The sequence below is a fragment of the Brevibacillus sp. AG genome, from assembly GCF_028369215.1.
In the GTDB taxonomy this organism is placed as follows: domain Bacteria; phylum Bacillota; class Bacilli; order Brevibacillales; family Brevibacillaceae; genus Brevibacillus; species Brevibacillus porteri.
Genome location: NZ_JAQMYO010000008.1, coordinates 151,899 through 172,993, shown reverse-complemented (window position 1 = coordinate 172,993; position 21,095 = coordinate 151,899). Strand labels below are relative to the sequence as shown.

The window sequence follows — 21,095 nt, the reverse complement described above, 5'->3', positions numbered from 1 at the left end:
TTCAAGAGCTGTTATGTTGGCGTAGCACAGAGCGCCAGTAATTCAATAAATCTTCCATCGTTTGCTGGAAGGAGATTTCGGGCTCCCACCCAGTCTTTTTTCGAAACAGCGAAGAGTCACCCAATACGATATCTACATCGGAGGGCCTTAGTCGATCAGTGTCGACATGTATTTCCACCTGCACATCGGTCAGTGCCAGCAACGTCTTCAACATGTCCTCGATGGTATAGCGAGTACCAGCGGATATGTTGTATACATCTCCTGGTTCGCCTCGAGTAAGCGCCAACCAATACGCCTTGACAATATCCCGTACATCCGTGAAGTCTCGAATTGCCCCGAGATTGCCGACGTGCACTTTTGGCTCTTGTAGACCGAGTTCAATTTGGGCTATTTGTTTGGCAAAATTGGAGGTGACATAGCTTTCGCCTCTTCTAGGCCCTGTATGATGGAACGTACGGGTACGGATGATCGCCAGACCGTAACTGTGATGATATTGATACCCGAGATAATCCTGGGCAATTTTACTGACTGCGTATGGATTGAGGGGACGGAGGGGATTGGTCTCCTTAATAGGGATTTCCTCCGGATAGACCAAACCATATTCCTCACTGGAGCAAGCGATTTGAATCTTGCACGGAACAGCATGGTTGCGTACCGCCTCGAACAAATTTAACTGTGGGACAATATTGTTCACCATCGTATCTGCAGGAGACGACACCGAGGTGGGGACGAAGCTTTGGGCAGCTAGGTGAAAAAGGAGATCAGGCTTTATTCTCTGGATGAGTTCATTTACAGATTGGGGATCTTTTAATTCACAGTTTTCCATATGCACGCGGTCCATCAGGTGCCCCAGCTGCTCTTTTTTGGTAAGGGACCGGAATGTGCCGTAAACATCCACATCCCCCCGCGACAGTAGATATTCAGCCAAGTGACTGCCGGCAAATCCCGTTACTCCGGTAATCAATGCCTTCATGAGTCGAATCCCCCCTGTCCATGATGCTCATAGCGAAGGATGAACAGCTTAACATATTATGAATATGGAAAAACGTGAAAAATGGCACGGCGCACAGCTCGTTTCCAAAGGGAATTTTATTGGGATTAGGGCTCGGCTCGCACCCATTTGCAGGTCGGATAGTCGAAATACATGTAATCATCTGTATTCGGGATGTCTTGTGAGCGAAAATAGGGGATGTATCCTTTTGCATGTCCTTGAAAATGCAAGGAATGAGCTGGGAGGTAGTTATTCGTCTCTGTTATTTTGCAAAAGAGCATGCCGTCCTTTTGATAGATCTGTTTCTTCGTTTCCAAGCTGTTTGCTTGCGGACAGGATGGGGCAAACGGACAATTGAGATTATGATCGAAAAAGCCGTTTGCAACCAAGCCGTACGTAGCGCCACGGCGAAGTGCGTAATTGTGAAAAAGAGTAAACAATACCATATCTGAAATAGGAACATCACCGATTTCTTTTGCAAATTGAAGCAAGTTCTCATAGTGTAGAGGATCGCGGAAAAATTTGGTGGTGTATTCGCAGAATTGATCGAGTTTATCCAAGTCGCACACTGTTGTCCAGGTAAACTCGAATGTGAAATCGTGGAAATCCTTGTCGTTTTGCTTGCTGATGTCGGTGTAGAGCATCACGTCAGAGTCCAGGTAGCAGCAACGATCGATACCCTGACTCCTCATAAAATCGCGTAGAATAAACCAGCGTTGGAAGCAGAACAGATTGTATTCGTAGGGGGTGGGGGAGGAGTGCTTGTAAACAAAAGAGTAAGCTTGGGCGCTTTTGAAATACTTACTCAACAGGTAGTGCTCCGTATTTTCGGTACTAAGTTGCTTGGTTTCTGGCTTTCCAATAAGAATGACACGCGAGGAAGGATTGCTGTATTTCGCCTGTTGCACGCATAATCCTACATGCTCTTCAGCCGTTCTGTGAATAAACACAATAGGCAAACTCAAGATACACATCTCCTCTGTCTTACAAAATGTCTGATAGGCTCCTATTGGTAAACTTTCTCCTAATATATGTCCCGAGGAGGGCCTTGAAACGGCAGGCGCCTCTTGCGTGGAATATTTTGTATGAGAGGCGTGCAAATAGCCTGTTTTGCAGCCTGTTCATTGAATGACCAATCCTATCCGCAAAAAGATAAATAAGATACGTAAAGAGGGACGTTGTGAATGGAGGTATGGCAAGAATGGATGTGTTAAACCAATATGAAAAACGAGTGTATTCCCAAAATGGAGAAGACGGTATCATTGAAGAAATATTTTCGCGAATCGGAACTACGAATCGCTATTGTGTAGAATTCGGAGTTGGAGATGGCTCGGAATGCATGATAAAAAAACTCGTCACGCAGCATGGGTGGAGCGGATTGGCGATGGAAGGCGATCTGAACAGTTGCAATAAAATGTCTGCTGATTATGCTGCCTATCCCCAGGTCATCATCAAGAATGAGTTGATCACGAAAGAAAATATTTCTCGGTTATTCGAAGAAAATGGTGTTCCAAAGGAATTTGATCTGCTCTCCATCGACATTGACGGCAATGACTACTGGGTATGGCAAGCTCTTTCTATTTACACACCGCGGCTTGTTGTTATTGAGTACAATGCTGCTTTTCCACCCCCACAAAAAATGGTGATTGCCTATCAGCCTGATTTTAAATGGGGTGGCACTACCTACTATGGTGCCAGCTTGAGTTCCTTGGCCATTTTGGGAACCAGGTTGGGATATGCCTTGGTAGGGACAGATTCAAAGGGCGTCAACGCTTTTTTTGTAAGACGCGATTTGCTTCTCCAATCCGGTTTTCCTGAACGAACAGCAGAACAAGCTTATCATCCTCCTCGGTACGGAACAGTCGCGGGCGGACATCCTCCTCAATCCGGTCCGTACTTGGAAATCTAGTCGTTACTAGAATTCGAGCATCTGCAAGACAGCTTGTTTCAAGGTGAAAAGCCTTTCTTGACTATCCTGCTTACTCGTTCCTTTCACCCCTAAATAAATTTTGATCTTGGGCTCCGTGCCTGAGGGTCTGACACAAAACCACGAATGATCGTGGAAAAAGTATTTGATCGTATCCGAAGCAGGCAAGGTGAGCAGTGTGGATGTACGTGTTTGACAGTCTGTGCGGAGTCCGCTGGCATAATCTTCGATGGCTATGATGGGGTGGGAGGCGATTTGGGAAGGTGGCTGACTGCGCAGGGAAGACATCGTTGCCGATATTTTTTGCATACCATCTCCTCCTTTGCACGTGAAAGAAATCAGCTCTTCCGCATAATAACCGTAACGAATGAATAAGTCATTCAGTGTGTCATCGAGGCTTTTGTGCTTAGATTTGTAATACGCGCACATGTCAGCCAGCAACAAAGCAGTTTGTACGGCATCCTTATCCCGGACAAAATCGCCGATTAAGTATCCGTAGCTTTCTTCGTAACCAAATTGAAAGACGTACGCTCCACTTTTTTCGTAGGCTTCGATTTTTTCGCCAATATATTTGAAGCCTGTCAAAGTGTCTTCTGTCGATACACCGAAGTCTGTCGCAATGGCTCTGCCCATTTCAGAGGTGACGATTGTTTTCAATACAATGCCATTAGAGGGGAGCTCCCCCTTTTTTTGTTTGGTTTCCAGCAGGTAATGAAGAAGCAAGGCTCCCAACTGATTCCCTGTCAGGACGCTGTAGTCTCCTGCCTGATTTTTGACGAGTACACCGAGGCGATCTCCATCAGGGTCCGTCCCCATGATCACGTCGGCATCCACCTGATTGGCGTATGAAATCGCTAATCGAAAGGCTTCAGGCTCTTCGGGATTAGGCGAGGCTACAGTCGAAAAGTTAGGATCGGGGACAGCTTGCTCTTCAACGACACTCACTTGTTTATACCCGAACAATTTCAATCCACGTGTGATCGAGTCATGCGTCGTGCCGTGCAGGGGAGTAAAGACGATCTTCACTTGCTCCCGGATCGCAGGAGATAAGTCTGGGTGGACGCGCAATTGCTTTACTTTTTCCAAATACGCATGCAAGAGAGAATCGTCAATGTAGCGGAGAAGTCCATTTTTGTACAGCTCTTGTTCATCGGCTGGGGTGATTTCGAGTTCATTTCCGGCTACAACGATATGTTCCATCAGTCGTTCGGCTGTCGCGAGCGTAATTTGCCCCCCGTCTGCGCCATAAATTTTGTAGCCGTTATATTCGGGAGGATTGTGGCTTGCTGTAATGACAATGCCAGCACACGCGCAATAGTGTCGTACAGCAAAGGAAAGCAGAGGGGTAGGAGTCAGTTGATTGAATATACATGTAGTAATCCCATACTGACCGAGAACTTTGGCGGTTTCTGTGGCAAACAATTGTGAGTGTTTCCGTGAGTCATAGGCAATGACGACTTTTTTGACGGACAGATCCGGGTATGTTTCGAGCAAATAAAGAGCTAGCCCTGCGCTCGCTTTGCGAATCGTGTATAAGTTGATGCGGTTTATTCCGGGCTCCATGACCCCGCGCATGCCTCCGGTTCCAAATGCAATCGGGGCAGAGAAGCAATCCGCAAGCTGCTTTTCATCAGTGTGCATGGCGGTTAACTGCTGACGAAGCTCTGGATCGAGGGATTCACACTCGTTCCAGCGTGTATAGTGTGCGTGCCAGTTTGCATTCATGTAGAGTTCACTCCCGTGTGTAGAGTACGACATCATTTACTAGGGTATTAACGAAATGGTGAGGGAGTGAGTAGATGTGATTAAGACTGGAGGATGTGAGTCTAACATGAAGGTGGATTGGCTGATAGTCGGAGCTGGATTTACGGGTGCTACACTCGCAGAGCGGATTGCCAACGGGCTTGATCAAAAAGTGTTGGTGGTAGAGGGACGCAATCATATCGGAGGAAATGCCTATGATTGCTATGATGAGCAGGGGATACTGATTCACAAATACGGTTCGCACACCTTTCATACGAATTCCAAGCTGGTCTGGGACTATTTGTCGCGTTTTACGCAGTGGAGGCCGTACTTCCATGAGGTGCGTGCCTATGTCGATGGCATAAAAATACCATTGCCTTTCAATCTGAATGCATTGTCTGCTTTGTTTTCCCCGCAATATGCGCAGAAACTGGAGAGCTTACTGATCCGTCAATATGGATTCGGGGCGAAGATTCCGATTCTGAAGCTACGGGATAGTGCTCATGAAGAGCTAGGTTTTTTGGCTGATTACATTTATCAAAAAGTATTTCATCGGTATACGATTAAGCAATGGGATTTGAAGCCGGAGGAGCTGGATCAGTCTGTTTCCGCAAGGGTTCCTGTGTATGTCAGCAGGGACAATCGGTATTTTCAGGACACGTATCAAGGAATTCCGTTGCATGGCTTTACGACAATGTTTCAACGCATGCTCGACCATCCGAAAATAAAGGTGCTTCTCAATACGGACTATCAAGAAATTGCGGATGAAATCAGGTATAAACGTATGATTTACACAGGCCCGATCGATTCCTTTTTTGGCTATAAGCATGGACAGTTGCCTTATCGAAGCCTGCGCTTTCATTTTGAGACGCATCAAAAGGAATGGTACCAAGAAGTGGGGACTGTCAATTACCCCAATGAGTATGATTTCACCAGAATCCTCGAACAAAAGCACCTCACAGGTCAAGTCGTTCCTCACACAACCATATCCTTCGTCTATCCACAGCCGTATTCACCTGGCGAAAACGAGCCTTATTATCCAATTCCTCGCAAGGAAAACAGCCAACGGTACAGCCTCTATAAACAAGAGGCGGAGCAAATACGAGATCAGGTGCTTTTTGCCGGGAGACTCGCGGACTATCAATACTACAACATGGATCAAGCAGTGGCACGGGCATTGACCTTGTTTAAGCAGATTGTCACAGAATAGTTAGGAAGGCTTTTCTTTCGGAATGAGCTCGTTCACATAGATCCATCCCTCGGGTGTGTAAACAAAGGCAGGCTCGTACTCGTCGCCCCACAGTTTCAAGATTTTTGTAAGGATGTACTTTCTTGCTTTTGTCCATTGCGGCCAGTTTTTTGTGTGGGAATTGTTGCTCTCGTGAATCAAATAATGATAGAGGTTCGCATCGACCCAGTGAATATCACCTGTTCCAATCAACTTTAATAACATGTACTTGTCATGAGAAAACCTTCCCTGCATCGGATCATCACATTCAAATCCACCGACATCACGAACCGCCTGTGTCCGATAAAAACGAGGCCAAACCATCGGAGCTTCCAAGTAATCATACTTATCTTCATAGATCGGAGGCCGCATGATTTCGGACAGTTCTCGCGTGTCACCCACTTCCTTCCAAAAAACGGTGTTGGAGAACACGACGTTCGTGGTTTCGGGCTGGCGTTCCATTTCATCCAACAAAATTTCCAAGGTCTTTTCGTCGAACCAGTCATCCGAATCAAGTGAGACAAAGTAGGGCGTGTTAATTCGTTCAAGAGCAGCCGCCATTGTTTTGCCGATCCCTGAATTTTCAGGGAGTAGCACGTAGTGAATGCGGGGATCATCGAGGTACTTTTCTACGATTGTCTGTGTGTGGTCAGTAGAGGCATCGTCTACAATGAGGAGCTTCCATTCCTTGTGCGTTTGGTTCAACACACTTTCGATGGCTGTCGGAAGATACTTTTCCCGATTATAGGTTGGAATCACGACAGTAATGAGCGACATGGCGGTTAAACCCCCTCTTTTGATCATTTTAAAATATCTGTCACCTGCCTACCTCCTTATTGATCATTGACAACGGTTTGCTTTCATTAGTTTATTACGGACTTTTATTCTTGACCCTCACCCTGACAACTGAACGTATGAACATGGTCCGGCATAAGCTTAAGAGATGCTCAAGGGTACTTACCGGAATGATATTACAGTACAGCCTGAAGAAGGGGAGTAGTAGCGGATGAAAACAGCTTTCCTTACAGGAATCACAGGTCAGGACGGCGCTTACCTGGCAAAATTTTTGCTTGAGAAGGGGTACCATGTGGTAGGACTGGTACCACGCCGTAGCACGGTGGACAGGTGGCGGCTGGAGTATTTGAACATCGCAGATCACGTAGAGTACAAGGATGGCGATCTATTGGATGTGTCGTCGTTGACGCGTGCACTGAAGGCATGTAAACCAGCGGAAGTGTATCATTTAGGAGCGCAGAGCTTTGTCGGTTCGTCGTGGGAGCAGCCTATTTTGACCGCGCAAGTAACTGGAATGGGTGTCCTGCATGTACTGGAGGCGATTCGGGAAACGGACCCCGCAATCAAAATGTATCAGGCTTCATCAAGTGAGCTGTACGGATTAATCCAGGAGCCACAGCAATCGGAGCAAACGCCTTTTTACCCAAGAAGCCCATATGCAGTCTCCAAGCTGTTTGGCTACTGGATGACCAAAAACTATCGGGAAAGCTTTCAGATGTTTAGCACAAACGGGATTTTATTCAATCATGAATCACCTTTGCGGGGGCTGGAATTTGTAACGAGGAAAGTGACACATGCTGTCGCAAGAATTGCCGCGAACAAGCAAAAGGAACTGCGGATGGGGAATATTCAGGCGAAGCGGGATTGGGGCTTTGCGGGCGATTTCGTAGAAGCGATGTGGCTGATGCTCCAGCAGGATAAGCCGGATGACTATGTCATTGCGACAGGCAAAACTTCGACGGTGGAAGAGATGTGCAAAATCGCCTTCGATTATGTTGGGTTGAACTACCTAGATTACGTCGTGATCGACCCGGAATTGTATCGGCCAGCAGAAGTGGACATTTTGTTGGGCAATCCGGAAAAAGCGAAAAGAGAGCTCGGCTGGACACCGAAAACGCAGCTGGAAAAGCTTATTCATATGATGGTCGAAGCGGATATGCAGCGGGTGGTAAAAGCATAGCGGCATCAAAAGGTCTATGACCGAGTGACGAGGCGTCCTGCCTACGGGACGTCTTTTTCTATTCTTTTGCCTATGCCGTATCTACAGTCAACACATATATATAGGAGTGGGCAATTATGTGTGTATAACCATGCTTGGAAAGGAATGGTGGGCAATGCCAACACAGAACTTTGCTTTTACGGGCGCCATTCAAACCTTTATCGTCCCTCCAACGGTTACCTCGTTGACGATCCGGGCGCTAGGTGCCCGAGGCGGTGACGGACTCACAACTGGAGGGAGGGGGGCGTATATTCAGGGCGACTTTCCTGTGACACCCGGCGAGGTATTATCTATCCTCGTAGGCGGAGCAGGTGGTGGCGATGACTTAACTGCAGGTGGTGGAGGCGGCGGATCATTTGTTTGGCGCACGACGAGTCCCGTTACTGCCGCCAACATTCTTATTGCAGCAGGAGGTGGAGGTGGCGGTACTCAAGGCTCCACAGGCGGCGATGCGAATGCGTCGAGTATATCGGGTCAAGCTGGAAATGAGGCATTAGGTGGCGCAGGGGGAGTGAATGGCCTCGGAGGTGGAGGGGGCAGCGGGTTTGTTGGGGGAGGAGGTGCTGGAGGAGCAGGTATCATTGGAAACGGTGCCAACGGCTCCACGGGTGCCATTGGAGGAACCGCTATTAATGCTGGGGGTGCCGGGGGAGGTACTGGAGGTTTTGGTGGCGGCGGGGCAGGGAGCGCAGGGGGCGGAGGCGGTGGAGGATACAGCGGCGGTGGAGGTGGAGGCGGTACAAACCTTGTGGAATCATTCGGAGGCGGTGGAGGCGGTGGTTCCTTTAATGCCGGACTCAATCAGAAAAACGTTTCCGGTGTGGGAACAGGCGATGGTATCGTGGTCATCACGTTTGCGGCTGCTACACTCAATTTTACAGGCGAGCTTCAGACCTTTGTTGTCCCTCCTTGCGTTACTTCATTAACGATTCAGGCAGTAGGGGCGAGAGGCGGAGGGTTGTTTGATTTTGGCAGAGGAGCGTTCATTCAGGGGGATTTTTCCGTCACGCCCGGTGAAGTATTGACCGTCTTGGTTGGAGGACAGGGAGGTAGTCATAGCGGCGGTGGCGGTACATTTGTATGGCGGACTGCAAATCCGGTGACAGCAGCCAATCTGCTCGTAGCAGCGGGTGGAGGAGGCGGCGAAGCCAATTTACTGCCTGGAAGGGATGCAGTGCTCACCACAAGCGGAACGGCCGGAGCGCCTGGCGCAGCTGGAGGGATCAATGGGTTAGGCGGTGGTGCGGGAGCGCCAGACGATGGAGGCGGCGGTGGAGCAGGCATTGTTGGAAATGGTTTTTCCTCCCCAGGTGGAGGCGGCGGCGGAACCGCGATCAATGCCGGTGGCGCGGGTGGAGCACCCGACGGCGGCGGCGGAACTGGCGGTTTTGGAGGAGGAGGCGGCGGCGGAGATAGTGGCGGTGGAGGCGGTGGAGGCTTTAGTGGAGGCGGAGGCGGAAACGGATTAGATCCCTTGTTTCCTCTAGTCGCTGGGCTCGGTGGAGGAGGTGGCTCATTCAACGGGGGGAGCAATCAGCTTAACTTGACAAGGATTGGGCTTGGCAATGGTCAGGTCATCATCAGTTTTCCTTTCGTCGAACCCCCGACCATCACATGTCCCCCTGATATGAGCACCGGTACGGAACCAGGTGTGGATTTCGGCACAGTAACGTACATGGTAACAGCGACAAGTCCTAGTTGCGGCATCGTTTCGATTTCCTGCAGTCCGTCCGGCGTCGTTCACAATTTCCCTTCCTTACCTGTAGCTGAAGTGGTTGAGACCATGGCGTTTCCGCGGGGAATGACAGTGGTGACGTGCACGGCAACGGATGCGGCTGGAAATACGAGATCCTGCTCGTTTACCGTTACAGTTACGGACGTATTTCCAACCGCCACGCCTCCGATCCCGAACAATCTGGAGGCTAGATGCATCATGGTCCAAGAGGTATATGACTGGGTAGTCTCTACGAATCGAGAACGGAGCAAGGTATCCGTCCCTGACGAGTTCATTCCGTTGGTTGATGAAGCCATACAATCTGGTCAGGACATCTCTATTCAATGCATAGAGCCTGTCGTCCCTCCGCCATTTCCGCTCTTTCAACGCTCACACACGAAGTCTGTCTCCGATTTTTCCTGCAGCATTGTCAACGTTCGCAGAGTACAGATGACGGTCAATCAAACGACTTTTCTGGCAGGTATGGTACAGTTTGTTTTCCAAGCAACTGTCCTACTCCGCGTCTTCGCGAACGGTGATTTTTTATTCGAATTCCCGGTCGTGGTCATGTTCGACGATGAAGTTATCCTATGCTTGCCTGAGCCTTTGGACGAAAACAATATCACCTGCCGGATCACAGGTATCGAGTGTACACCGAATGAGCACTTTTTGCTTGGTGGAAGGGTGGAATTGGAAGTGATCATCTGCAAGGAGATTCAGGTACATGCGGAAGTCAAAATGGAGGTGCTGGGGAAATTTTGCTCGCCGCGTCCAAATAACATCCCTGCTCCTACTCCTACCCCCTCTTTCCGTTGTCCGTCTTTCGGTTTTCCTCGACAATGCCCCTCGATCTTCCCGAGTCAGGATTAGGTGCTGTCAAAGTAGGATCACAACAAGAGTCAAGGAGGGACGTTTCATAGGGAACGTCTCTCTTTTTTGTTGCACATATAAAACTTTCTGCTAAAACGCGGTGGCTCATAGGCTGATGGCAGTAATCTGATCGTACTCCGTTTTGAAATGAAAATGGAAATGTCACCCTGTTACTATTTAAGGCGAACCTATTTCCGGTAATGAGTTAGCCTGTTCTTGTTCCATTCTAGGGAAAGGGCTGATCCTTTTCTCTGGAAAATAGCCAAACTCCGCCTGTTACGTACTTTTTTCAGTTATTGGCACAATCTTTGCTTAGTTAGAAAAGTACAAACATTCAAACTTTAGTACTCAAAGGAGACTTGCTATGAACGTCGTTGCCAACGTATACCGGGGAGAACAGGTAGAGAGCTCACATCTCGGACATATCGCAGTCGTTGATTCGCAGGGGACATTGCTCTATTCGTACGGTGATCCCCATCGCCTTACATATGCACGCTCCAGTATGAAGCCGTTGCAGACGATTCCAGTAATCGAGACGGGGACGGCAGATCGGTATGGTTTTGAGCCGGCTGATCTTTCGCTCTGTTGCGCTTCTCATAGTGGAGAGCCACGCCATCGCGCACGTGCGCTCTCTATGCTTACCCGAGCAGGTCAGCCAGAAGCGACATTGCAATGCGGGACACATGTGCCACGTCATGAGGAGAGCTACAAACAGCTGATTCGAGAGGGCAAGCCGCTTACACCTGTATTCTCGAATTGCTCCGGTAAGCACTCCGGCATGATTGCCACCGCGACACATATGGGGGAGGACGTGACTACCTATCATTTGCCTACGCATCCAGTGCAGCAGCGGATTCTTGATGTAGTCGAAGACATAACAGGCTACCCCAAAGACAAAATCAACCTCGGGACAGATGGATGTGGGGTTCCCGTCCATCAATTGCCGCTCGTCCATTACGCGTGGGCATTCGCCAAGCTGGCAAGACCAGAGGTGATCGAGAATACCGAGCGACGAAAAGCCGTTCAGCGAATTACGGATGCTATGACCGCTCATCCCGAAATGGTCGGAGGCGAGAATCGATATTGCACAGACCTCATGACAGCCTTTGGCGGTCGTATCGTAGGGAAGGCAGGCGCCGAGTCCGTGTACTGCCTGGGCGATAGAGAAACAGGATGGGGCATTGCCATCAAAATTGAGGATGGAGGACCACGGGCGATCAATCCGGTCGTCAATGAAGTGCTTCGTCAACTGGGAATCGGCATGGACGGTCCTTTGGAAACGCTCGCGGAATATACAAACCCGCCCATTACAAACATGAGTGGTAACGTTGTTGGACGGATCGAGACATCCTTTAGTCTCGCCAAGACAGATTTTTCTTTACGTGTATAAATGGCATTCCCAGCAGTGCCGTTTATTCATAAAGCAACAAAGGCTAATTGTTGTTTAAAAAAGAAAAGGGGGTCACATGCAATGAACATGCGAAAAGGATGGAAGCTGCTTAGTACCGCTGCACTTGTCACTGTTCTTGCCATTACCGGTTGTAGTCAGTCGGCAACGCCGCCAGCAGGGGGAGGTACAGCAGGTCAAGCGTCCACAGATACAGGTGGACAAGCCAATGTCGCTGCAAAACTCAAGCTCAATCTGAAGACGGAACCACCTTCGCTCGATCCACCAAAAGGCTTTGACAGTACTTCAAACGAAGTGTTGAATGCCACAATGGAAGGCTTGGTTCGACTGGACAAGGATCACAAGCCGCAAGCAGCCATGGCCGAGAAATGGGCAGTGAGTGAGGATGGGAAAACGTATACCTTTACACTGCGCGATAGCAAATGGTCGAATGGTGAATCAGTGACAGCGCAGGATTTCGAGTTTGCGTTTAAACGCATTGTCGATCCGAACAATGCATTCCCGTCTGCTTTCCTCGCCTATTACATCGATGGAGCAGAAGCGTTCAACAAAGGAACAGGAAATGCAGACGGCGTACAGGTAAAAGCCGTAGACGAGAAGACGTTTGAGGTAAAGCTGAAGGCGCCAACAGGTTACTTTCTCCACATTCTGACGCAGCCGACCTTCTTCCCGGTGAATAAAAAAGTCGTGGAGAGCAATCCAAAATGGGCGGAAGGCGCTGCAAGCATCGTGACGAATGGACCGTTTAAAATGGAAGATTGGGTTCATGACCAATCAGTGAAGCTGGTGAAAAACGACGGCTACTGGGACCGTGATTCGATCAAATATGCGGGAATCGAGTTTGTCATGGTCAACGATGAAAATACGCAATTCCAAATGTACAAAACAGGTCAGCTCGACATGATCCAGACCGTTCCCAATGATATGAAGAAACAGTTGATCGATTCTGGGGAAGCAAAGGTAGAAACGGAAGCGTCCATCTACTACTACCGGATGAACACGACAATGCCTCCATTCACTAACGCCAACATTCGGAAAGCATTTGCGCTGGCCATCGATCGCAAGACCTTGATCGACAATGTCGTGCAAGGGAAACAGACACCTGCCATGGCTCACGTGCCATTAGGCTTCCCAGAGCCAGACGGAGCGGATTTCCGCACAAAGGGTGGGGATTTCTTCAAGGATAAAGATGTAGAGCAAGCAAAAGCACTGCTGAAAAAAGGGATGGAGGAAGAAGGGTGGACGACCCTCCCGCCTGTCACCATGACGTATAACACCAGTGATGCGCACAAGGCCATCGCGCAAGTTTTGCAGGAAATGTACAAGAAAAATCTCGGGGTAGATGTGAAGCTGGAAAACAAAGAGTGGAAAGTATTCCTGGCTGAACAGCGTGCCCGCAGTCTTCAATTCTCCCGCTCGACGATCCCTGCTGACTACGGAGACCCGGTCAATTACCTGGAGCTGTTTGTGACTGACCATCCTGGAAACCGTGTCAACTACAGCAACAAAGAGTATGACGCACTGGTAGAGAAGATTCGCAACACTGCCGACGAAACAGAGCGCTTCAAGCTCATGCATGACGCGGAGAAAATTTTCATGGATGATATGCCACTCGTACCTATCTATTTCGGGACAAAAGTATTTATGGAGCAGCCAAACATAAAAGGCATCGTTCGCCATCCAGTTGGTACGATTGACTACAAATGGGTAGAAATCGGCAATAAGTAATAAGTAAAATAAGTTGAAGACAAGAGTGAATATTCGAAACGTTCTTGTCTTCACTTTACATCTTGGAGCGGCTGATATGGACAAAAAATCGATCATATTTATTGCAAGAATGGATGAGTTTCTACAGTCCGTCGTTAGTCAGTATCATGAATTGGGGATCGGCGATGATATCCATGTCGAGGCGATGCGAGTCGACCAGCTTCCGTTACGCCCGATCACGCCTGGTGCCCTCGTCATTGTATCCACCAAAAGCATTGTCCCACTTGTACAAACGTATGTGCCAAAAGAATCCAGCATCATCATTGCCAAGCGAATGCTGCCATACCATAATTTGCGCGGCATGCTGGAAATTCCGAAAGGCGTGAAAGTGCTTCTCGTCAGTGACACCAAAGAGACTGCTGAAGAAAATGTGGAATTGCTGCGTGCCTCTGGGATGGATTTTGAACTGTATCCCTACTATCCAGGTGCTGACTATCCACCTGACATCGAGATTGCTGTAACGCCAGGAGAGGCAGAGCATGTCCCCCCGCATATTCGCAAAGTTGTCGATATCGGGTATCGGATCATCGATTTATCTACGTGGCTTGCCATCTACTCTCATTTTAAAAACGGCAATTTTCAAAAGGTGACCGCACGCGCCATGCAATCGTTGGTCGATATCACCAAAGAGCTAAACAACGAAATTCAGCATGCGCATCTGTTGAGTAAATATTTGGAGGCCATCGTCAATCGGATCGAGGACGCGGTGATTGCCATGGATGAAAAAGAAAACATCCGTTTTGTCAATCAGAAAGCAATCGATACGTTGCAGTTGGAAGGGAATGAAGTCGTCGGTGAGCGGGCGTCCAATTGCTTGCCTGCGAATTTTTATCAGTTGATCCGGCAGTGTGAAGAGAACAAAGATGTTTTGGTAGATTGGGCGAACAAAACCTACTTTTTCCGCAAAATGCACATCGTCATGGAAGGAAGCTTTCTCGGGAGTCTGCTTTTGTTTCGTCAGGCTGCAGAAATTGAAAAGCTGGAGCACGATTATCGCATGCGCCTTTACAGCAAAGGATTGGTAGCCAAGTACCAATTTGATGATTTCTATGGGGAGAGCGTGCCTGTACAAAAAGTGATTCAGATTGCCCGCAAAATCGCAAGAAGCAACTCCACCGTGCTGTTGTTGGGAGAGACAGGGACAGGGAAGGAATTGCTCGCCCAGGCTATCCACAACGCTTCGCCACGCAGAAGAGAGCCGTTTGTCGGGGTCAACTTCGCTGCCATATCGGAATCTCTTTTGGAAAGCGAGCTGTTCGGCTATGAAGAAGGGGCTTTTACCGGAGCGCGCAAAGGTGGACATATCGGCTGGTTTGAATTGGCCCACAAAGGGACCATTTTTCTTGATGAGATCGGAGATGCCAGCGCGGCTATTCAAAACAGACTGCTGCGTGTATTGCAAGAACGCCAGATTATGCGCGTAGGCGGCAGCAAGATCATCCCGACAGATATTCGCGTCATCGCAGCAACGAATCAAGATTTGCAGCGGATGATTGCGGAAGGAGCCTTCCGTGCTGATTTGTATTATCGTCTGAATATCTTGCCGATTCATTTGCCACCGCTGCGAAACAGACGGGAGGATATCCCGTGGTTGGCCCATCAATTTATGAAGAAATATTCCTATGATTTGCGCCGCCCACCGTTTACGTTGACCAATGAAGCCATGCGGGCGCTCCATGAGTACGATTGGCCTGGAAATATTCGCGAGCTCGAAAATGTGATTGAGTATTTAGCACACGTCGTCGAGGATGAAGCGTATCCGTATCATTTGCCGTTTCTGCGGGAAATACCGGAAGCGCCGTTGCCTGTAGATGGTCTAAACAAGGAATGTGAAATCATCGTCACTGAATATAAAAAACGAGGATTTCTGGATGAAATCACGGCTATTTTGCAGGAGCTGGGGCAAGGAAGCGGTGGACGCTATACGCTACTTGCGCAGTTACAAGAAAGAGGCCACTCGGTTACCTTGCAACAGCTGCGCTATCGCCTGAAGCTTTTGCAGCAGGATGAGCTGATTCAAGTGGGAAAAGGAAGACAAGGGAGTCAGATTTCCTCGAAAGGCGAATCGTTTCTTGCCTATCTACATCGGATGAAAGCAGGGGAACGCATATGAGCGATTACTGGCGGCAGCAAGCGCTTCTGCAAAGAGAGCAGTACCTGGATGATTTGAAATCCTTTCTTTCCATTAACAGCATCGAAGATATGATGACTGCAAAAGATGGAAAGCCATTTGGCGAAGGTGTTGCCGCAGCGCTTGAAACAATGCTCGTACGCGGTGAGCTGGATGGCTTCCAGATCAAAAACCTGGATGGTTACGCAGGGACAATCGAGTTCGGCGACGGGGAAGAAGAGATCGGTGTGCTCGTTCATATCGATGTGGTCACTGTGGGAGAAGGTTGGACGACCCCGCCTTTTGAACCGAGCATTCGAGATGGTCGCATCTATGCGCGTGGAGCGATTGATGACAAAGGCCCAGCGATGGCTGCGTACTACGCGTTGAAGATGGTCAAGGATTCAGGTTTGCCACTGACAAAACGTGTGCGAATGATCATCGGAACAGATGAAGAGAGCGGCTGGCTGTGCATGAAGCATTTTGCCGAGTATGATCGCATCCCGCCGATTGGCTTTTCACCTGATTCCTCCTTCCCGATGACAAATGCCGAGAAGGGACAGATCAACCCGACATTGACGATTCCAGTGATCGAACCAATCGAACGAAATGGAGCATGGCAATTAGCGTCATTTGTCTCCGGTGATCAAGGCAACAGTGTTCCTGAAAAAGCAGTCGCTCTTGTACGACTGGACTCTCGGGCACGGCAGGAGGTCGTCCTTTCTCGATTGGCGGAAGAATGGGAAATGTTTCTGAATGAAAACCACACAACTGGTCGTATGGAACTGGTAGGGCTGGGACAATTGCAATTCACGCTCGCAGGAAAGCCGGCTCATGGGATGGCGCCATTCCAGGGCGTGAATGCGGGAACCTTGTTGGCTACTTTTTTGCGCTCGTACCCGTTTGGTGGCTCCTGCTTGTCCTTTCTTACGATGTTGTCTGACGTCCTGCATGAAGATTATTTTGCTCACCATCTACATATGGCTTGCGAGGATGAAGTGTCAGGCAAGCTGACGGTCAACGCGGGAATTTTGCGTTACGATTCCAGCGAAGGGGGGACAGTTCGGCTCAATATCCGTTATCCAGCGACTGTTTCCTGTGAGGAATACGTTGAGAAATTGAAGCAAAGGACGGCAGAGCTGGATTGGACGATTGCCGATTTGCGAACATCCAAGTCGCATTATGTGCCAAAAGATCATCCTGTGATCCAAACCTTGTCGCGGGTGTACGAGGAGCACACGGGAGAGCCAGCGACCCTTCTTTCCTCAGGAGGAGCAACTTATGCCAAAATCATGCCGTATGGTGTTGCATTCGGCCCGCTCTTTCCAGGCAAGGAATCCATGGCCCATCTGACTGATGAATATGCCGAGATTGACGACCTGCTGCGTGCCATGGCGATTTACGCGCATGCCATTTACGAGCTGGCTAAGTAAACGAGGAGGACTTCCATGTCAAACTATCTCGTAAAACGTATTTTGATGATGTTCGTCACTCTGTGGATTATCGTGACGCTGACGTTTGCCTTGATGCATGCCATTCCGGGGAACCCGTTTGCCTCCGAGTCGGATCAGCTGCCAGAGCAAATTCTCAATAATTTACGTGCCAAATACAACTTGGACGAGCCGTTGCCTGTTCAATATGTTTTATATCTGAAAAATCTGTTAATGCTCGACCTGGGCCCATCCATCAAATCAGACTCTCGTGGAGTCAATGACATGATTTCCGATGGCTTTGGTGCATCTGCGTGGTTGGGTGCGCAAGCGATCGGGATTGCACTCCTTTTCGGAATTTCGTTGGGAATCATCGCAGCACTCAATCGCAACAAATGGCTGGACTACGTTGCCATGGCGCTTGCTGTGTTGGGGGTAGCGATCCCGAGCTTCATTATGGCACCGCTTCTGATCAATTTTTTCGCGATCAAGCTGCCGCTCTTTCCCGTTGCGACATGGGGGACCTGGCTGCATACAATACTGCCTTCACTGGCGCTCGCCTTTGGTCCAGTTGCGGTCATTACCCGCTACATGCGTGCCAGCATGATTGAAGTCATGAACCAGAACTACATTCGAACAGCAGAAGCAAAGGGTATTCCCATGTTTATCATCGTCGTCAGACATGGAATTCGCAATGCGATTCTGCCTGTTGTCACCTTTCTCGGACCTTTGATTGCCAGTTTGATAACGGGGACCTTTGTCGTGGAGAAAATCTTTGCGATTCCCGGCATTGGCAAGTATTTCGTAGACGGTATTTTCAACCGTGACTATCCGGTCATTTTGGGTACGACTATTTTTTACAGTGCGATTCTGATTTTTACCATTTTCCTGATTGATATCGCATACACCCTGATTGATCCCCGGATCAAGCTGACCAACAAGGAGAGATAAACTGTGGCGATGGAGCACAAAGTGGACCCGTTATTTCGCCCGTTGGCGAAAAATACGCAGGCGAATGTCATTGCACGACCCAGTCTCAGCAATGGGCAGCAGGTCATTCGGAAGCTGTTGAAAAACAAGCTGGCTATGCTTGGGCTGTTCATTATTCTCGCTTTGGTTGGCATGGCGATTATTGGACCGAATCTCGTGCCGTATAGTTATTCCGACCAGAGCTTGCTGACCAAAAATCAGGAAATCTCCGCGGAGCATTGGTTCGGTACGGATGAGCTAGGACGTGACATGTTTGCCCGTACGTGGTACGGGGCGAGGATTTCTTTGACGATTGGCATTGTCGCAGCATTGATCGACCTGGTCATCGGAGTGACAGTCGGGGGAATTGCAGGTTATATGGCAGGGCGAGGCAAACGAGGGGATCGCATCGATACGATCATCATGCGTATTATCGAGATTTTGTATGGGTTGCCGTATTTACTGGTCGTCATTTTGCTCATGGTCGTGATGGAACCGGGAATGCTGACGATTATTATTGCTCTTTCTGCTACTGGTTGGGTCGGCATGGCGCGGTTGGTGCGCGGACAAATCCTGCAATTGAAACATCAAGAGTTCATTCTGGCTGCCCAAGTACTGGGAGCGAAGTTTTCACGGATTTTGCTCAAGCATCTGATTCCCAACACATTTGGCGTCATAATCGTCAATTTGACCTTTACGATTCCATCGGCGATTTTTGCGGAATCTTTTCTCAGTTTTCTTGGACTCGGTGTACAAGCTCCCGTCGCCAGTTGGGGGACGATGACAAACGATGGTTTGGGCGTTATTTTGACGGGTGATTGGTGGCGACTTTTTTTCCCGGCATTGATGATCTCGCTGACGATGTTCGCCTTCAACGTATTCGGTGACGGTTTGCAGGATGCACTTGATCCACGTCTACGCGATTAGAGACGACAGGGGGAATGAGGATGAATCAGCATTTGCTGACAATCGATAACTTGCGGGTGAATTTCAAGACGTATGGTGGTGAGGTTCAAGCCGTGCGGGGAGTGTCCTTTTACGTGGACAAAGGGGAGACGGTTGCCATCGTAGGCGAGAGTGGATGTGGCAAGAGCGTTACGGCTCAAGCGATCATGGGATTAATTCCGAATCCACCTGGAAAAATCGTCGAGGGAAAGGTTGTATTTGAAGGAGCCCAAATCAGTCACCTGCCCAAAAAAGAGCTGCTGGGTATTCGCGGAACGCAGATCGGCATGGTGTTTCAAGACCCGATGACAGCGCTCAATCCGACGATGAAGGTAGGGACACAAATCGTAGAGGGGTTCGTTCGCAGCCACCAAGTATCGCGAGAGGAAGCGCGAAAGCGAGCGATAGAGATGCTTTCACTCGTAGGAATTCCCGATCCGGAAAAGCGAATCGATCAGTACCCGCACCAATTCAGCGGAGGGATGCGTCAGCGTGTGGTCATTGCGATTGCTCTTGCTTGCCAACCCAAGCTGGTGATTGCTGATGAGCCGACGACAGCACTGGATGTGACGATTCAGGCGCAAATTTTGGATTTGCTCAAGCGACTGCAAGAGGAACAGGAGTTGTCGGTTGTGATTATTACCCATGATTTGGGAGTCGTAGCCGAGATCGCTCATCGCATGGTTGTCATGTATGCAGGAATGGTGGTAGAGACTGGGACGGTTGAGGACGTTTTTGCAAATCCTCGTCACCCGTATACATGGGGACTGATGCGCTCCCTCCCTCGTCTGGATGAAGGTGAAAAGCAACGGCTGGTTCCCATCGAAGGCAGCCCTCCAGATTTGTTCAATCCGCCCGTCGGCTGTCCGTTTGCTGCCCGCTGTGATTTTGCGATGGAGATATGCGAACAGCAGATGCCCGTGACGAGCGAATTCGGGCGTGGACATCAGGCAGTTTGCTGGCTCCACGATCCGCGGGCACCGCGAATAGAGGAGCTGGTGGCAGCAGGGAGGCAGGGAATATGACAGAAGCTTTGCTTGATGTTCGCGATTTGAAGAAGTATTTTTCGCTTGGAACGGGATTTGATTTGAAAGCAGTCGATGGTGTTTCGTTTACGATCAACAAAGGGGAGACGTTCGGTCTGGTCGGCGAAAGTGGCTGCGGGAAGTCTACGTTAGGTCGGACCATTATTCGCCTATATGATCATACAGATGGGGAAGTGCTGTTCAAAGGGAAGAATGTTCATCAGCTTCGGGGAAAAGAAGCGGGGCAGTTCAATCGGGATGCCCAGATGATTTTTCAGGACCCGCAAGCCAGTCTGAACCCGCGTATGACCGTGGAGGATATCATTGCAGAGGGTTTGGACATCCATCATTTGAATCGCGGGATGAGACGAGAGCGTGTGGCGGAACTGCTCCATCTAGTGGGCTTGCATAAGGATCATGCGCAGCGCTTTCCGCATGAATTCAGTGGGGGACAGCGCCAACGGATCGGAATCGCGCGGGCGTTGGCAGTGGAACCGGAATTTATCATTGCTGATGAGCCGATCTCCGCACTCGACGTCTCGATTCAAGCGCAAGTCGTCAATTTATTAGAGGATTTGCAGCATGATCGCGGATTGACCTATTTGTTCATCGCACATGATCTGTCCATGGTCAAACATATTTCCAACAGGATTGGCGTCATGTATTTGGGAAAAATGGTCGAGCTTGCATCGAGCTATGAGCTGTACACTCGTCCGTTGCACCCCTATACGCAGGCGTTGCTTTCTTCTGTGCCAGTGCCTGACCCGACGGTGAAGCGGGAGCGTATCGTTTTGCAGGGAGATTTGCCGAGTCCAGCCAACAAGCCGAGTGGTTGTGGTTTTCGTACACGCTGCCCACTCGTACAACCTCGCTGTGCGGAAGAAGTGCCGAAGTGGCAGGAGGCGCAGCCCGGGCATTGGCTGGCTTGTCATTTGATAGAGTCGTAAGAGAGGA

Annotated in this window: 16 protein-coding genes; 12 read left to right on the top strand and 4 right to left on the bottom strand. The window is 49.4% G+C overall.

Annotation, left to right across the window (positions count from 1 at the left end):
- Position 1: 1 nt before the first annotated feature.
- Both POF51_RS21890 and POF51_RS21885 read right to left on the bottom strand, forming a co-directional pair.
- On the bottom strand, positions 2–973 hold the full coding sequence (locus tag POF51_RS21890; protein WP_069850689.1) for a GDP-mannose 4,6-dehydratase: 972 nt from the start codon (positions 971–973) through the stop codon (positions 2–4).
- 125 nt (positions 974–1,098) lie between these two features.
- Positions 1,099–1,965, bottom strand: coding sequence for a hypothetical protein (locus POF51_RS21885; RefSeq protein WP_244521805.1), 867 nt, complete (start codon positions 1,963–1,965; stop codon positions 1,099–1,101).
- 227 nt (positions 1,966–2,192) lie between these two features.
- On the opposite strand from POF51_RS21885, the gene POF51_RS21880 reads away from it, so the two are divergent.
- Positions 2,193–2,900, top strand: coding sequence for an FkbM family methyltransferase (locus POF51_RS21880; protein WP_069850683.1), 708 nt, complete (start codon positions 2,193–2,195; stop codon positions 2,898–2,900).
- Between the two features lie 6 nt (positions 2,901–2,906).
- Here POF51_RS21880 and POF51_RS21875 read toward each other — a convergent pair whose 3' ends face one another.
- Complete coding sequence (locus POF51_RS21875) at positions 2,907–4,643, bottom strand: phospho-sugar mutase (protein ID WP_271756059.1); 1,737 nt, start codon at positions 4,641–4,643, stop codon at positions 2,907–2,909.
- A gap of 76 nt (positions 4,644–4,719) precedes the next feature.
- Between POF51_RS21875 and glf the strand changes: the two genes are divergently transcribed.
- Entirely contained in the window at positions 4,720–5,871 is a 1,152-nt protein-coding gene (glf, locus tag POF51_RS21870; protein ID WP_318533233.1) for a UDP-galactopyranose mutase, read from the top strand.
- Here the strand turns inward: glf and POF51_RS21865 are convergent, their stop codons facing one another.
- Positions 5,872–6,666 carry a glycosyltransferase family 2 protein gene (locus POF51_RS21865; RefSeq protein ID WP_069850675.1) on the bottom strand — a complete coding sequence of 265 codons (795 nt, stop codon included), beginning with the start codon at positions 6,664–6,666 and terminating at the stop codon, positions 5,872–5,874. It lies immediately after the preceding gene.
- Positions 6,667–6,895: 229 nt separating this feature from the next.
- On the opposite strand from POF51_RS21865, the gene gmd reads away from it, so the two are divergent.
- The 10 genes from gmd (at position 6,896) to POF51_RS21815 (ending at position 21,088) form a co-directional block, all read left to right on the top strand.
- The gene (gene gmd / locus POF51_RS21860) at positions 6,896–7,864 is read left to right on the top strand and encodes a GDP-mannose 4,6-dehydratase (protein ID WP_271756058.1); all 969 of its coding nucleotides are present in this window, start codon (positions 6,896–6,898) and stop codon (positions 7,862–7,864) included.
- Between the two features lie 154 nt (positions 7,865–8,018).
- Positions 8,019–10,487, top strand: coding sequence for an HYR domain-containing protein (locus POF51_RS21855; protein ID WP_271756057.1), 2,469 nt, complete (start codon positions 8,019–8,021; stop codon positions 10,485–10,487).
- Positions 10,488–10,851: 364 nt separating this feature from the next.
- The gene (locus POF51_RS21850) at positions 10,852–11,877 is read left to right on the top strand and encodes an asparaginase (protein ID WP_271756055.1); all 1,026 of its coding nucleotides are present in this window, start codon (positions 10,852–10,854) and stop codon (positions 11,875–11,877) included.
- 81 nt (positions 11,878–11,958) lie between these two features.
- Positions 11,959–13,623 carry a peptide ABC transporter substrate-binding protein gene (locus POF51_RS21845; RefSeq protein ID WP_069850665.1) on the top strand — a complete coding sequence of 555 codons (1,665 nt, stop codon included), beginning with the start codon at positions 11,959–11,961 and terminating at the stop codon, positions 13,621–13,623.
- Positions 13,624–13,699: 76 nt separating this feature from the next.
- Positions 13,700–15,775: a sigma-54 interaction domain-containing protein gene (locus POF51_RS21840; protein ID WP_069850663.1), complete on the top strand. Its 2,076-nt coding sequence runs from the start codon at positions 13,700–13,702 to the stop codon at positions 15,773–15,775.
- The gene (gene pepV, locus POF51_RS21835) at positions 15,772–17,205 is read left to right on the top strand and encodes a dipeptidase PepV (protein ID WP_069850661.1); all 1,434 of its coding nucleotides are present in this window, start codon (positions 15,772–15,774) and stop codon (positions 17,203–17,205) included. The genes POF51_RS21840 and pepV overlap by 4 nt, the downstream gene beginning before the upstream one ends.
- A 15-nt stretch (positions 17,206–17,220) precedes the next feature.
- Complete coding sequence (locus tag POF51_RS21830; RefSeq protein WP_069850659.1) at positions 17,221–18,153, top strand: ABC transporter permease; 933 nt, start codon at positions 17,221–17,223, stop codon at positions 18,151–18,153.
- Between the two features lie 9 nt (positions 18,154–18,162).
- Positions 18,163–19,098, top strand: a complete 936-nt coding sequence (locus POF51_RS21825) for an ABC transporter permease (RefSeq protein WP_170831626.1) — start codon at positions 18,163–18,165, stop codon at positions 19,096–19,098.
- Positions 19,099–19,118: 20 nt separating this feature from the next.
- A complete protein-coding gene (locus tag POF51_RS21820) occupies positions 19,119–20,141 on the top strand; it encodes an ABC transporter ATP-binding protein (RefSeq protein WP_069850654.1) in 1,023 nt (340 codons plus the stop codon).
- Complete coding sequence (locus POF51_RS21815) at positions 20,138–21,088, top strand: ABC transporter ATP-binding protein (RefSeq protein ID WP_069850652.1); 951 nt, start codon at positions 20,138–20,140, stop codon at positions 21,086–21,088. The genes POF51_RS21820 and POF51_RS21815 overlap by 4 nt, the downstream gene beginning before the upstream one ends.
- Positions 21,089–21,095: the final 7 nt, after the last annotated feature.